Annotated in this window: 10 protein-coding genes; 7 read left to right on the top strand and 3 right to left on the bottom strand. The window is 72.0% G+C overall.

All coding sequences use genetic code 11. The annotated features are described in order from the left end of the window. Positions 1-2 precede the first annotated feature (2 nt). Positions 3-2,354 (bottom strand): malto-oligosyltrehalose synthase, encoded by a 2,352-nt coding sequence (gene treY, locus ABT127_RS22140; RefSeq protein WP_351452648.1) that lies wholly within the window; start codon positions 2,352-2,354, stop codon positions 3-5. Positions 2,355-2,435: 81 nt separating this feature from the next. Between treY and ABT127_RS22135 the strand changes: the two genes are divergently transcribed. Then, the gene (locus ABT127_RS22135) at positions 2,436-3,713 is read left to right on the top strand and encodes an MFS transporter (RefSeq protein WP_351452645.1); all 1,278 of its coding nucleotides are present in this window, start codon (positions 2,436-2,438) and stop codon (positions 3,711-3,713) included. On the opposite strand, the gene glgX is transcribed toward ABT127_RS22135, so the two are convergent. Continuing rightward, a complete protein-coding gene (glgX, locus tag ABT127_RS22130) occupies positions 3,688-5,820 on the bottom strand; it encodes a glycogen debranching protein GlgX (protein ID WP_351452642.1) in 2,133 nt (710 codons plus the stop codon). The two genes, ABT127_RS22135 and glgX, sit on opposite strands and share 26 nt — an antisense overlap. 195 nt (positions 5,821-6,015) lie before the next feature. Here glgX and ABT127_RS22125 point away from each other — a divergent pair, with 195 nt between their 5' ends. The 4 genes from ABT127_RS22125 (at position 6,016) to ABT127_RS22110 (ending at position 10,424) form a co-directional block, all read left to right on the top strand. After that, complete coding sequence (locus ABT127_RS22125; RefSeq protein WP_351452640.1) at positions 6,016-6,765, top strand: Tat pathway signal sequence domain protein; 750 nt, start codon at positions 6,016-6,018, stop codon at positions 6,763-6,765. Between the two features lie 67 nt (positions 6,766-6,832). Next, positions 6,833-8,170, top strand: a complete 1,338-nt coding sequence (locus ABT127_RS22120) for a copper amine oxidase (protein ID WP_351452638.1) — start codon at positions 6,833-6,835, stop codon at positions 8,168-8,170. A 115-nt stretch (positions 8,171-8,285) separates the two neighbouring features. Further along, positions 8,286-9,554: a DUF5919 domain-containing protein gene (locus ABT127_RS22115; protein WP_351452635.1), complete on the top strand. Its 1,269-nt coding sequence runs from the start codon at positions 8,286-8,288 to the stop codon at positions 9,552-9,554. A gap of 120 nt (positions 9,555-9,674) precedes the next feature. After that, positions 9,675-10,424 carry a 3'-5' exonuclease gene (locus ABT127_RS22110; RefSeq protein ID WP_351452632.1) on the top strand — a complete coding sequence of 250 codons (750 nt, stop codon included), beginning with the start codon at positions 9,675-9,677 and terminating at the stop codon, positions 10,422-10,424. Positions 10,425-10,488: 64 nt separating this feature from the next. On the opposite strand, the gene ABT127_RS22105 is transcribed toward ABT127_RS22110, so the two are convergent. After that, positions 10,489-11,364 carry a phosphotransferase enzyme family protein gene (locus tag ABT127_RS22105; protein ID WP_351452629.1) on the bottom strand — a complete coding sequence of 292 codons (876 nt, stop codon included), beginning with the start codon at positions 11,362-11,364 and terminating at the stop codon, positions 10,489-10,491. A 54-nt stretch (positions 11,365-11,418) separates the two neighbouring features. Between ABT127_RS22105 and mgt the strand changes: the two genes are divergently transcribed. Continuing rightward, complete coding sequence (gene mgt, locus ABT127_RS22100) at positions 11,419-12,705, top strand: macrolide-inactivating glycosyltransferase (RefSeq protein WP_502971756.1); 1,287 nt, start codon at positions 11,419-11,421, stop codon at positions 12,703-12,705. 239 nt (positions 12,706-12,944) lie between these two features. After that, positions 12,945-14,030 carry a CDP-alcohol phosphatidyltransferase family protein gene (locus ABT127_RS22095; protein WP_351452624.1) on the top strand — a complete coding sequence of 362 codons (1,086 nt, stop codon included), beginning with the start codon at positions 12,945-12,947 and terminating at the stop codon, positions 14,028-14,030. Positions 14,031-14,032: the final 2 nt, after the last annotated feature.

The raw sequence follows: 14,032 nt of genomic DNA, 5'->3' as shown, positions 1-14,032 counted from the left end.
CCTCAGTCGGCCCGCACCAGCAGCGCCACCGGCAGCTCCCCGAACAGCTCACCCACGCGCGTGGGTCCGCTGAACCGCCGCCCGGGTTCGAGGAGTTCGGACCACTCGCCCTCGGGGAGGTCCAGCTCCGTGTCCCGCCAGCCGCCCGCCTCGGCCAGCCGCAGCGAGAGCCGGGTCACCGCCACGGCCACCCGGCCGGAGCGCACATAGGCCACACAATGGTCCCCGCCGGGGCCGCGCGCGGTCAGCGGCTCGTGGCCGGCGGCCCCGCCGAACCATGCCGGACGCTCCCGGCGCAGCCGCAGCGCCGCCCGGGTCAGCGCCTCCTTGTCCCGCGACAGCGCGCCGTGCGCCTTGTCGTGGTCCTCGTCGAACCGGGCCGGGGCGCGGTTGTCCGGATCCACCAGAGCGCGGTACTCGCGCTCACTGCCCTGATAGACGTCGGGCACCCCCGGCATCGTCAGGTGCACCAGGGCCGCACCCAGGACGTTCGCCCGCACATGGGGCAGCAGCCCGTCCATGAACCGCAGTACCTCGTCGCCCGCCGGCCCGCACGGGCCCGACGCCACGAAGTCCCGTACCGCGTCCTCGTAGGCGGCGTTCTGCTCCGTCCACGTCGTGAACAGGCCCGCCTCGCGCGCGTGCTTGAGCATCGCCTGCTGCAGCCGCTCCGGCTCGGCGGGACCGAGCCCCGCCACCAGCTGCCAGGCCGCCCACGCCAGCTGGGGGTCGGGCGCCGCGGCCCGCCCGGCCGCCTCGGTGAGCACCGCCTCCCACCGGTCCGGGCACTGGGAGAGGACCGAGATGCCCGCGCGGACGTCGGCGCTGCGCTTCGTGTCGTGGGTGGACAGCACCGTCGAGGTGTCGGGCCAGTCGCGCTGCACGCGCGCGCAGTACGCGTGGAACGCCTCGGCGGGAACGGCCGGATCGCGCGGGCAGCCGCCCACCTCGAGGGCCGACAGGAGCGGCGTGTACCGGTAGAACGCCGCGTCCTCGACCGACTTGGCCCGCAGTGCCGACGAGGTCTGCGCGAACCGGGCCCGGAACGCCTCGTGCCCGGGACCCGCCCCGAGCCGGCCGAGCGCGAGATCCCGTACGGCGTCGACCGCGCGCGCCTCCTCGGGCACCGCGAACACCGCCTTCGCCTCTTCGGCGGCCGCGGCCGTCAGGACCGTCTCGGGGGCGGCCCCGCCGGACACGTAGGGCCGGTAGACCGGCACGCGCACCAGAAGCTCGCACAGGGCCGTGCGCAGCGCCCAGGGCGCGTGGTCGCGCAGCCGGGGGTCCGGGGCGCACAGGGCGGCCGCCTCGCGCGTCAGCCGGTCCACCTCGGCCGCCAGGCCGTGTTCGACCACCTGGTGGGCGGAGCGCCGCGCGGTCGCCTCCCAGCGGCCGCCCGCGTCGTCGGCGGCGTCCGTGAAGCGCCGGAACAGGTCGAGGAGCCGGTCGGCGCCGGCCGGGTCGGTGAACAGGCCGTCGATGTGGCGCAGCGCGTCGTAGCCCGTGGTGCCGGCCACCGGCCAGGCGGCGGGCAGCGGCTCGTCGTCCTCCAGGATCTTCTCCACCACGGTCCACCGGCCGCCGCTCGCCCCGGCCAGCCGTTCCAGGTAGCCGCCCGGGTCGGCGAGCCCGTCCGGGTGGTCGACGCGCAGCCCGTCGACGACGCCCTCGCGCAGCAGCCGCAGCACGGTGGCGTGCGTCGCGTCGAACACCGCGGGCTCCTCCACCCGCACCGCGATCAGGTCCGAGATGGTGAAGAACCTGCGGTAGTTGAGCTCCGTGCGGGCCAGCCGCCACCAGGCCAGGCGGTACCACTGGGCGTCGAGCAGATCCGGCAGCGGCAGGGACTCCGTGCCCGGCCGCAGCGGGAACACGTGGTCGTAGTAGCGCAGCACGTCGCCGTCCACCGTCAGACGGGGCAGTTCGTCGCCCACGGGGCCGCCGAGGACCGGGAGCAGGACCCGGCCGCCCTGCGCCTCCCAGTCGATGTCGAACCAACGTGCGAACGGCGACGACGGTCCGTCCCTGAGGACGTCCCACAGGGCCCGGTTGTGGCGCGGTGCCGTCGCCATGTGGTTGGGCACGATGTCCACCACGAGTCCCAGACCGTGCGCGTGGGCGGTGCGCGCCAGGGCCCGGAGCCCCTCCTCGCCGCCCAGCTCAGCGCGTACGCGCGCGTGGTCGACGACGTCGTAGCCGTGTGTCGATCCGGGCACCGCCTCCAGGACGGGCGACAGATGCAGATGCGAGACCCCCAGGGAGGCCAGGTGCGGGACGGCCGCCGCGGCCGCGGCGAACCCGAAGTCCGGTTGCAGCTGGAGCCGGTAGGTGCCCGTCGGGGCGTGAGGCGTCATGCGAATCTACGTACCCCTTGGGGCGGGTTTCGTGTCATCGCCGCATGCGTCGGCCGCTGCGCACCTCGTTAGTTTCGGACGATGACCGGCACACCAGGGGAGTCCCGCACGTCCAGCACCTCCGGCAGCACGCTCGACGCCTACCGCAGAGTGCTGGCGGTCACCGGGCGTCCGCTGCCCGTCGTGTCCTTCCTGGGGCGGCTGCCGGTCGCCGTGATCCAGTTCGGCAGCGTCCTGCTGGTGACGCGCACCAGCGGCTCGCTGGCCACCGGCGGCACGGTCGCCTGCGCGCTCGCCCTCGGCCAGGTCGCCACGGGCCCCCTCGTGGGCCGGCTCGCCGACCGGCACGGCCAGCGCCCGGTCGTGCTCGCCTTCGCCCTGGCCAACGCGCTGGCCGTCGCGCTCTACACCCTGGGCGCGCTGTCCCACCTGCCGACGCCCGCGCTGGTCGCCCTGGGCATCGCGGCGGGCGCCACCGTGCCCGGCATCGGCCCGCTCGCGCGGGCCCGCGGGGTCGCCCTCGTCCGCCGCGACGGCGCCGACGAACGGGTCGTCGACGCCGTGCTCTCCCTGGAGTCGACGATGGACGAACTCTCCTTCGTCCTCGGCCCGGCCCTCATCGGCGTCGCCTCGGTGGTCGCCCACCCCGCCTGGGCGTTCGGCGCGGCCGCCCTCCTGGTGGCCGTCTGCGGCACCGCGTTCGCCCTGCATCCGACGGCCACCGCCGTGCCCCGGTCGGCCGCGGACGGGAAGGACCGCCCCGCGCGGCGGACGCGCATGCCGCGCCAGGTCCACGTCGTCCGCGTCGGACTCGTCCTCCTGGGCGTGCTGCTCGGCGGCTGCGGCGCCGGAATCACCGCGCTCACCCAGCAGCTGGGGCACGAGAACCAGGCGGGCCTGGTCTACGCCGCGATGGGGGTCATGAGTGCCGTCGTCGGCCTCTCCATGGCGGCGGTGCCGGAACGCTTCACGCTGCCCGCCCGCTGGCGGGTCGCCACGGCGGCCGCCGCGCTGCTGTCCCTGCCGCTGGTCGTCACCGACACCATGCCGCTGCTGTACGCCGTCGTGACCGTCTTCGGCGCCCTGTTCGCCCCGAACCTCATCACCGGCTTCGGGCTCACCGAACGCGCCGTGCCGCGCGACCGGCTCGCCGAGGGCATGACGGTCGCCGCGAGCGCGTTCGTCGGCGGGCAGGCCGTCACGCTCGCCGTGGCGGGGCGTCTGGCGCAGGCCCACGGCCCCGCTGCCGCGTTCGCGGTGGGCAGCGCGGCCGCGGGGCTCGCCTTCCTCGTGGCGCTGCGCGTACGCCCCCTCCGGGGCGCCGCGGATCCGGCTACGCCGGCCGTCGCAGCACGGTGAGGCTGCGCCCCGCCAGCGTCAGCCGGTCGCCCGCCTGCACCTTGGGGCCCTCGTCGGCCGGAATCCCGTCGGACAGCGCCGTGTCGACCACCGCGTGCCACTGCCGGCCGTGATTGACCGGCACCAGGAACTCCTGTGCGTCCGGATCGGCGTTGAACAGCAGCAGGAACGAGTCGTCCGTGATGCGCTCGCCGCGCGGCCCCGGCTCCGAGATCGCGTTCCCGTTCAGGAACACCGACAGGGCGCGGGCCTGCGCCTCGCCCCAGTCCTCCTGCGTCATCTCCTCGCCCTCGGGGGTGAACCAGGCGATGTCCGACAGCTCGTCGTGCGTCCCTTCCACCGGGCGGCCGTGGAAGAAGCGCCGCCTGCGGAAGACCGGATGCTCGCGGCGCAGGCGCACCATCGCGCGCGTGAAGGCCAGGAACGAGTCCTCGGCGGCACCGCCGTCGCCCCCGGGCCCGTCCGCCCAGTTCACCCACGCCAGTTCGTTGTCCTGGCAGTACGCGTTGTTGTTGCCGCTCTGGGTGCGCCCCAGCTCGTCCCCGTGGCTGAGCATCGGCACGCCCTGCGACAGCATCAGCGTGGCGACGAAGTTGCGCATCTGGCGCGCCCGCAGGTCGAGGACCTCCGGATCGTCGGTCTCGCCCTCCGCCCCGCAGTTCCACGACCGGTTGTGGGACTCGCCGTCCCGGTTGCCCTCGCCGTTGGCGTCGTTGTGCTTGTCGTTGTACGAGACCAGGTCGCGCAGGGTGAAACCGTCGTGGCAGGTCACGAAGTTGATGGACGCCAGAGGCCGGCGGCCGTCGTCCTGGTACAGGTCCGACGAGCCGGTGAGGCGGCCCGCGAACTCGGCGAGCGCCCGCGGCTCGCCGCGCCACAGGTCCCGAACGGTGTCCCGGTACTTGCCGTTCCACTCCGTCCACAACGGCGGGAAGTTGCCCACCTGGTAGCCGCCCTCGCCGACGTCCCACGGCTCCGCGATCAGCTTCACCTGCGAGATCACCGGATCCTGCTGGACCAGGTCGAAGAACGACGACAGCCGGTCCACCTCGTGGAACTGCCGCGCCAGGGTGGCCGCGAGGTCGAAGCGGAACCCGTCGACGTGCATCTCCTCGACCCAGTAGCGCAGCGAATCCATGATCATTTGCAGGACGTGGGGCGACCGCATCAGCAGCGAGTTCCCGGTCCCGGTGGTGTCCATGTAGTAGCGCTGGTCGTCGGTCAGCCGGTAGTACGAAGGATTGTCCAGGCCCTTGAAGGAGAGCGTCGGCCCCAGGTGGTTCCCCTCGGCCGTGTGGTTGTAGACCACGTCCAGGATCACCTCGATCCCCGCCTGGTGCAGCGCGCGGACCGCGGACTTGAACTCCAGGACCTGCTCGCCCCGGTCGCCCCAGGAGGCGTACGTGTTGTGCGGGGCGAAGAAGCCGATCGTGTTGTAGCCCCAGTAGTTGTTCAGATCCATCTCGACCAGCCGGTGGTCGTTGACGAACTGATGGACCGGCATCAGCTCCAGCGCCGTGACGCCCAGTTCCGTGAGGTGGTCGATGATCGCCGGATGGGCGAGACCCGCGTACGTGCCGCGCAGCTCCTCCGGCAGATCCGGGTGGGACATCGTCAGGCCCTTCACATGGGCCTCGTAGATCACCGTCTCGTGGTAGTCGGTGCGCGGCGGCCGGTCGTCACCCCAGTCGAAGTACGGGTTGACCACGACGGACGCCATCATGTGCGGCGCGGAGTCCTGGTCGTTGCGCTCGTCGGGGGAGCCGAACGGATAGCCGTACACCGACTCGTTCCACTCGATCTTCCCGCTGAGGGCGCGGGCGTAGGGATCGAGCAGCAGTTTCGCCGAGTTGCAGCGCAGACCGTGCTCGGGCTCGTAGGGGCCGTGGGCGCGGTACCCGTACCGCTGCCCCGGCATGACTCCCGGTAGATAGGCGTGTCGCACGAAGGCGTCCGACTCGCGCAGTTCGACCGCGGTCTCCGACCCGTCGTCGTGCAACAGGCACAGTTCGATGCGGTCGGCGGTCTCCGAGAAGACCGCGAAATTGGTTCCGGCGCCGTCGTACGAGGCACCCAGCGGATACGCCTGTCCAGGCCACACCTGCATGCTGACGACTCTTCCACTTCCGGCCCGGGGCTCCGGGCGACACCGGTCAGTCTGCCCCGAACATGGCGGAACCAGCCGGGAGTTGCGTCCCTCTTACAGGAAGACCACGCAATACCGGTATGCCCATCGGTGGGACTGCCGGGGACAAAGGGGGAAGATGTGCGCGCGCTAGCAAGACGCCATCTCGGGAAAATCGTGGCGGGAGCGGCCCTCGCGGTCGCCGGGGCCGCCGTGACGGTCGGCCTGAGCCTGCCGCAGGACGACGGGGGAGACGTGGCGAAGGCCGCCACCGCGCAGCAGGACGCCGTGGCACCGGCGGGCCGGATCGAGGCCGCGCCCGCGGAGGGCGAGAAGGGCGTCGGCCGCGACCCGCTGACCGACGCCGAGACGGCACGGGCGGAGCGGCTCGCCGAGGCCGCGGACGGCCTGCGGATGAACGCGAGGGACGCGGAGGGCGACCGCGGCCCCCAGCACCTGTCGACGAACCTGACGGAGACCGCCCCGGACCTGAGCGCCGCCGCCGCGGCCCAGCGCCGGGCCGACGTCGTCTTCTACGACTACCGGACCGACTCGGTCGTCACCAGGACGGTGAACCTGGACACCGGCAAGGTCGAGGACACCGCCACCGACAAGGGCGTGCAGCCGCCGCCCAGCCAGGACGAGCTGAAGCAGGCCGCCGAGCTGCTGATCGGCAGCCCGCTCGGCGCCGACCTGAAGAGCGACTACAAGGACGCCACCGACAAGCCGCTGACCACGGCCGGCCAACTGCAGCTGAGCGGCATGGTGTTCCGCAAGGAGACCGTCGCCGACGTGCCCTCCGACCTCACCGCCTGTGGCAAGCACCGGTGCCTGCGCATCGTCGCCAAGGTGAAGAACGGGCCGTGGATCGACACCCGGGCCCTCGTCGTCGACCTGAGCGATCGCGCCGTCGGCCGCCTGTCCTGACGACCGGGGCCCGGGCCCCGCCGACCACGTCCGCTGCCGTTTCTCCTGCACAAGGGAGCCCTTCCGCATGCACGTCACGCACGTCAACAGAGTCCGGCGCGCCCGCATCCGGCCCGCCGCCGCCCTTTCCGGCCTCACGGGCCTCGCGGTCACCGCGCTGCTCGGCACCGCCCTCGCCACCGCCCCGTCCGCCGCCGCCGGGCCCCGGGAGGCGCCCGCCGCGGCCGCGCCCGCCTGCTCGGCCGCGTACCAGATCGAGCAGGTCCTCGACGGCGGCACCACCTGGCGCATGTGCTGGCACTACAACACGCTGTCCGGGCTCGTCCTGGACGACGTCAGCTACCAGCCCAAGAGCGAGCCCAAGCCGATCCCGGTCCTCACCAGCGCCCGCCTCGCGCAGGTCCATGTCCCCTACGACGACGGGGAGGCCGAGTACGACGACATCACCGGCACCGACTTCGGCCAGGCGCTGCAGAACCTGAAGCCGGCCGAGTGCCCCGGCGGCACCATCAAGACCGTCAAGGTCCCCGACATGGGGAACGTCAAGGGCCTGTGCACGACCACGCGTGCGCGCGGGCACGCGTACCGGCTCAACGACGACGCGTCGACCGGCGGCAACGGCAAGCTCTACAGCGCCCAGGGCAAGGACCTGCTGGTCTACACGGTCAACAAGGCGTCCTGGTACGAGTACATCACCGAGTGGCGCTTCTCCTCCGACGGCACCATCACCTCGAACGTCGGCGCCACCGGCAGCCTCTCGCCGTACGACTACAACGGCACCGACGGCAAGGGCTGGCCCATCGGCAAGGGCGCCACCGCCTACGCGGAGAGCCACAGCCACAACGTCTTCTGGCGGCTCAACTTCGGTCTGGACGGCTCCAGCAAGGCGAAGGTCGAGCAGTACGACTCGAAGGTCACCCCGCCCCGCGGCAACGGCTCGCCGACCACGAAGACCACCCGCACCCCGGTCACCAAGGAACTCGCCGGTGACGTGGCGGACATGCGGTGGTGGCGGGTGGTCTCGACGGCCGGCAAGAACAAGGACGGCCACCCCAGGTCGTACGAGTTCGTGCCCGGCCGCTCCAGCAAGTACCCCGGGCGCTCCTTCACCAAGCACGACGTGTACTTCACCGAGTACAAGAAGTGCGAGCAGTACGCGAGCGACAACCCGTCGGCGAGCTGCGGCGGGACAAGTGTGGACAAGTGGGTCTCGGGTCAGACGCTCACGCACCCGATCACCTGGGTCAACATCGGGTTCCACCACATCGCCCGGGACGAGGACCAGCAGCCCATGCCGGTCCACTGGCAGGGCTTCTCCGTCGCCCCCAGGGACGTGACCGCTATGAATCCGCTCACTCCGGCGGATCTGGCCGGACAGAACGGGGTTCCCGTTAACGGCAGTTGAGAAACTCACCGGTCCATCCGGCTGCACCGCCCGCCGCTCCCGGAGTACCCTTCCTTGATCGTTGCAGGGGGAGTGCTCGACATAGCTCGGGGGAGCGGAAGGCGGTGCGGAGCGGGTGAGCTCGGGTGGTCTGGAGCTGCCCCCTGGTGACGACGGTCACGAGGGTCAAGAAGGGCAAGGGGCAGGCTCATCGGACATCCCGCCCGGAGCGGTGTCACTGGCTCGGCCCATGGACGTGGGATCGCAGATCGGACCCGAACTGGACTGGGGCGCCGACGCCTGGCGCGAAGTCCGTACGCGTGCCCAACGAGCCGGGCGCGCCTACATCTGGCTGAACCTGGTCGAGCAGCGGCTGCGGGCCGTCGTCGCGGCCGTGCTGCGCCCCATCTACGAGCCGGTGAACGGGGACGACTGGGTCGTCGCCGCCGCCGGGCCCGCCGGGCAGGAATGGGTGCAGCGCGCCGTCGCCGTGCGCGAGGTCAGCCGCCGCAAGGGCTATCTCCTCGACCCCGCGGACGACAACGTCCTGTCGTTCCTGACGCTGCCCCAGCTGCGCGAGCTGATGGTGCAGCACTGGCCGTGCTTCGAGCCGTACTTCGACGACCGGCGCGACGTCGAACTCGCGCTGGACGAGCTGGAGGTCACGCGCAACGTGGTCTCCCGCAACCGCGCCCTGTCCGAGACGGTCCTCGCCCAGGCCGAGCGGGCCTCCGCCCGGCTCCTGGAGATGCTCGGCGCCGGGTCCGACGTCCCCTCGGCCCGCCGGCTGCCCATCGACGCGGTCGAGGACCTGGTCGGTGACCGGTACGCGGACGTGGTCGGCGTCCACTCCGACCGGGTGCGGCTGCTGCGCCAGTTCCCCGCCGAGGACCTGTTCGGCGGGGCGCGCCGCGTCGACGCCATCGGGATCGGCCTGAACCTGCTGGTGCAGAACTTCTCGGGGCGGCGTCTCGTGCGGCTCGCCGAGTCCGGCTGCCGGGTCCGGCTGCTCTTCCTCAACCCGGCCTCCAGCGCGGTCAAGCGCAGGGAGCGGGAACTGGGTCTCAAGCGCGGCGAGTTGAGCCGTGCCGTCGAGATGAACATCCTGCACATGCGCCGGGTGCGGGCCCGCCTGAGAGACCCCGGGGCCTTCGAGATCCAGGTCTTCGACGAGACGCCGCGCTTCACCGCCTATCTCGTGGACGGCGACGGCTCGGACGGCATCGCCGTCGTCCAGTCGTATCTGCGCCGGGCCCGGGGGATGGAGGCACCGGTCCTCGTGCTGCGCGGCGGCGGCCGCGTGCTGAGGTCGGGACCCTCGGCCGACACCGACGAGAACGGACTTTTCGTGACGTACCGCGACGAGTTCGAACAGGCCTGGGCGGACGGCCGTCCCGTGTCCTGACCGGACCGGACCGGACCGGACCGGACCTGACCGGGCGGGACAGGGGCGCGGACCGATTGTCAGTGGCCCGTGCGATCGTGGTGGTCATTGGGGGAACGCACCACGAGACAGGGGGCAGTCATGAGCTGGCACCGAGAGCTGTTGGTCGGCTTCGACCTGGAGACGACCGGGACGGATCCGCGCGAGGCGCGCATCGTCACGGGCGCCGTCATCGAGGTCAGGGACGGCACGGTCCTCGGCCACCGGACGTGGCTGGCCGATCCGGGCGTCCCGATCCCGGACGAGGCGGTCGCGGTCCACGGGATCAGCACCGAGCGCGCGAGCACCGAGGGCGAGCCGGCCGATCGCGTCGCGGACGCCATCGCCGGTGTCCTCGTCGGGTACTGGCGCACGGGCGTCCCGGTGGTCGCGTACAACGCGACGTTCGATCTGACGCTGCTCTGCGCCGAGTTGGCCAGACACGGCCTGCCCTCACTGCGCGAGCGTCTCGGCGGCGCCGAGCCCGGCCCGGTCGTCGACCCGTACACGATCGACCGCAGCGTCGACCGCTACCGCCGCGGCAAGCGCAACCTCGAAGCGGTCTGCACCGAGTACGGCGTCACGCTCGACGCCGCGCACGACGCCTCCGCGGACGCCCTGGCCGCGACCCTGCTGGCCCGCGCGATAGGCGAGCGGCACGCCAAGGTCGCCGCACTCGGCGCCGCCGAACTGCACCGCAGGCAGGTGGAGTGGTACGCGGACTGGGCGACCGACTTCCAGAAATTCCTCCGCAAGAAGGGCGAGACGGACGCGGTGGTGGACCCGGCCTGGCCGATACGGGCCCATGGATCCAGCCCGGTTCGGCCTCAATCCAGCCCGTCCGGCGTTTGAGGACTGGGGGTCCGGGGGCGAAGCCCCCGTGCCACGGCGGGAAAGCCGCCCACCCGCCCCGAACCTAGAAGGGATACCACCGCACGGCGACATCCCCGTCCCGCAGCGAAGCGACCCGCCGCCGAAACTCCACCAGCGCCTTGGGGTTGCCCGGCGCATGCTGGGCGACCCAAGCACAGGACGCGGTCTCCCGCGCCCCGCGCAGCACACCGCACCCGTCCCACTCCCGCACGTCCCACCCGTACGCCTCGACGAACCCGTCATAGGCCGCCGTGGGCAGCCCGTAGCGGTCCCGCGACAGCGCCATGACCACCAGGTCGTGCTCCCGGAAGTCCGCGGAGAACGTCTCCAGGTCGACCAGGACGGGCCCCTCGGGCCCGATGTGCACATTGCGGGGCAGCGCGTCACCGTGGATCGGCCCGACGGGCAGCCGCGGGGTGAGCGCGGCGGCGGCCGCGGCGAACCCGTCGCGCCGCTCGCGCAGATAGTCCGCGTCCGCCGGGTCGATCGCGTCGCCCGCGAGCCGCAGCCAGCGTTCGACCCCGCCTAGCAGTTCACGGCGGGGCAGTTCGAAGCCGGTGGGTGCGGGCAGCGCGTGCACCAGCTTCAGCAGTTCGGCGAGATCGCGGGGCTCGGCCGGACGCACGGCCGCCGGGATGCGGTACCAGAGCGTCACCGGGTGCCCGTCCACGACCAGCGCCTCGTCCTTGGCGGCGCGCACCGCGGGAACACCGTGCTCGGCGAGGTAGGAAGCGACGGCCACCTCGCGCCGGGCCCGGTCGAGGAGTTCCGGCGCCTGCTCGGTGCTGCGCCCGACCTTCACGACGAGATCGCCCGCGCCGAAGACCGCGTTCTCCCCGAGGGCGAGCAGCTCGGCGCCGCCCGCCGCGTCGCCGAACCCCGCCAGGGCCAGCACGTCCCGTGCCCGTGCCTCGTCCATCTCGTGCCTCCCGCGTTCCAGCTGGTACCGGCCCAGTCTCGCACCCGGCCGCGCGTGGTCCGTAATGGATTGCACGAGACGTATCGTCTCGCTTACGGTGGACGCATGACGAACCCGGAACGCACCCATGACTCCCGGACCACCCGGCCCGCCCACATCGCCATGTTCTCCATCGCCGCCCACGGGCACGTGAACCCGAGCCTCGAAGTGATCCGGGAACTCGTCGCCCGCGGGCACCGCGTCACGTACGCGATCCCGCACCTCTTCGCCGAGAAGGTCGCCGGCACCGGCGCCGAGCCGGTCCCGTACACCAGCACGCTCCCCGGGCCGGACGACGACCCGGCGGCCTGGGGGACCACGCTGCTCGACAACGTGGAGCCGTTCCTGGACGACGCGATCCAGGTCCTGCCCCAGCTCATCGAGGCGTACGAGGGCGACGGCGGGGCCGGCGTGCCCGACCTCGTGATCCACGACATCACCTCCTACCCGGCGATCGTGCTGGCCCGCCGCTGGGGCGTGCCCGCGGTCTCCCTCTCGCCGAACCTCGTGGCGTGGGACGGCTACGAGGAGGAGATCGCCGAGCCGATGTGGGCCGAGCCCCGGCGGACCGAGCGCGGCAAGGCGTACTACGCCAGGTTCACCGACTGGCTGCGGGGGAACGGCATCGCGGACGACCCCGACCCGTTCGTCGGGCGTCCGCCCCGCTCCCTCGTGCTCATCCCCAGGGCGCTGCAGCCGAACGCCGACCGGGTCGACACCTCCCGCTACAGCTTCGTCGGCGCCTGCCAGGGCGACCGGTCCGCGCAGGGCGACTGGAAGCGTCCGGACGACGCCGAGCGGGTGCTGCTCGTGTCGCTCGGCTCGTCGTTCACCAAGCAGCCGGACTTCTACCGCGAGTGCGTCAAGGCGTTCGGTGACCTGCCGGGCTGGCACGTCGTGCTCCAGGTGGGCCGGCACGTCACCGCCGACGACCTGGGCGCGGTGCCGCGGAACGTGGAGGTGCGGAACTGGGTGCCCCAGTTGGTGATCCTGCAGCAGGCCGACGCCTTCATCACGCACGCCGGCGCGGGCGGCAGCCAGGAAGGCCTCGCCACCGCCACGCCGATGGTCTGCGTGCCGCAGGCCGCGGACCAGTTCGGGAACGCCGACGTGCTGCAGGCGCTCGGGGTCGCCCGGCACGTCCCCAAGGAGGAGGCCACGGCGGACACCCTGCGCGAAGCCGTCCTCGCGCTCGTCGACGACCCCGAGGTGGCGCGGCGGCTCGCCGCGATCCGGCGGGAGATGGCTGAGGAGGGCGGCACCCCGCGCGCGGCCGACCTGATCGAGGCGGAACTGGGGTGACGGAATTCCGGGCCGATCGGTTCCATTGGCCAGTGAAAGTAGTGTGCCAAGGCGATAACGAACAGGCCGCAGAATAACGCTCGGGTAACGCCGGGTCGTCGGGGTATACCCGTTGACCCGGCTGCCCGTTGGACCGTTACCCCACGTGAAAGGTTGTGCTGAATTCCTCTTGAACTTGGTGAGAACACTTTCTTAGCGTGAGGTGAACCTGCTCTGGAACATCGAAAGTTGGCGTCCCCATGCCCCGAGACATACCACCGCTGTCCGACGTGCGTCGGCTCACGCAGAAGAAGCGTGACGCGTGGTGGACCGTGCTGCTCGTCGACCCGGTCGCGACGCCGCTCGTGCGGCTCACTGCCCGGTGGACACGCATCACGCCCAACCAGATCACCTGGGGCGCCCTCATCCTGGGGCTCGGCGCGGCCGGCTGCTTCGCCATGGGGGACTGGCGCTGGCTGATCGCCGGTGCCGTCGTCTACCACCTGAGCTTCATCCTCGACTGCATGGACGGCAAGGTCGCCCGGCTGACGGGACAGGGCTCCGTCTTCGGCGCCTGGCTCGACTACATCTTCGACCGGGTCCGCGTCATGGCCTGTGCCGTGGCCCTGATGGGCGGCCAGTACCACCGCACCGGTGACATCTGGTACGTGTGGCTCGCGGTGGCCGTCGTCTTCCTCGACGGGCTGCGCTACCTCAACGCGCTGGAGATCTTCAAGACCCGGCACAACATGCGCAAGAAGATCAAGGCCCACGTCCGCGCCGCCCGCCGTGCCCAGAACGAGCAGAGCCTCGCCTTCATGGAGGACCTGCTGCGGGCCAACCCGTCCGCCGACATGGAGCAGGACCTGGCCGGCGCGGCCGCCGACGCCGAGACGGGCGTCGACGAGGACGGCGACGTGGTGGAGGCGCGGCGAGAGGCCGACGAGCCGGCGGTGCAGGAGACGCCGGACCGGGCGCCGAAGCGCCAGGTCGTCGACCTGCACCAGGAGTTCCGCAGCCGCTTCCCCGCCTATCTGCGGATGCGCTCCTTCCTGCTGCGCCACCGGATCCGTACGCACCTGATCAGCGGCATCGAGTTCCAGATGGCCGTCTTCATCGTCGGCCCGATCCTCGACCAGGTGATCGGCACCACCATCGTGGCCGGTGCGCTGCTGCTCGTCTTCGAACTCGCCATCGTCTACAAGCTGCTGCTGTCCACCCGCGACTTCGGCCGCACGCTCGACGCGTTCGAGCGCGAGGCGGCCCAGCGGCAGGAAGCGCACGAAGCGCACGAAGCGCACGAAGCACAGGAAGCGCAGAAGGACGGCGTGCCCACCGCCGCGTGACG

The sequence above is a fragment of the Streptomyces sp. NPDC001904 genome (genome assembly GCF_040297005.1).
Classification (GTDB): domain Bacteria; phylum Actinomycetota; class Actinomycetes; order Streptomycetales; family Streptomycetaceae; genus Streptomyces.
The sequence above is the reverse complement of the archived record's forward strand: the minus strand, read 5'-3'. Positions and strand labels throughout refer to the sequence as shown.

Bases quoted from the DNA above. Each gene is read 5' to 3' on its own strand.
- ABT127_RS22120 (WP_351452638.1), top strand. From the start codon at position 6,833: ATGCACGTCACGCACGTCAACAGAGTCCGGCGCGCCCGCATCCGGCCC.
- ABT127_RS22135 (WP_351452645.1), top strand. From the start codon at position 2,436: ATGACCGGCACACCAGGGGAGTCCCGCACGTCCAGCACCTCCGGCAGC.
- treY (WP_351452648.1), bottom strand. From the start codon at position 2,354: ATGACGCCTCACGCCCCGACGGGCACCTACCGGCTCCAGCTGCAACCG.
- ABT127_RS22105 (WP_351452629.1), bottom strand. From the start codon at position 11,364: ATGGACGAGGCACGGGCACGGGACGTGCTGGCCCTGGCGGGGTTCGGC.
- ABT127_RS22110 (WP_351452632.1), top strand. From the start codon at position 9,675: ATGAGCTGGCACCGAGAGCTGTTGGTCGGCTTCGACCTGGAGACGACC.
- glgX (WP_351452642.1), bottom strand. From the start codon at position 5,820: ATGCAGGTGTGGCCTGGACAGGCGTATCCGCTGGGTGCCTCGTACGAC.
- ABT127_RS22095 (WP_351452624.1), top strand. From the start codon at position 12,945: ATGCCCCGAGACATACCACCGCTGTCCGACGTGCGTCGGCTCACGCAG.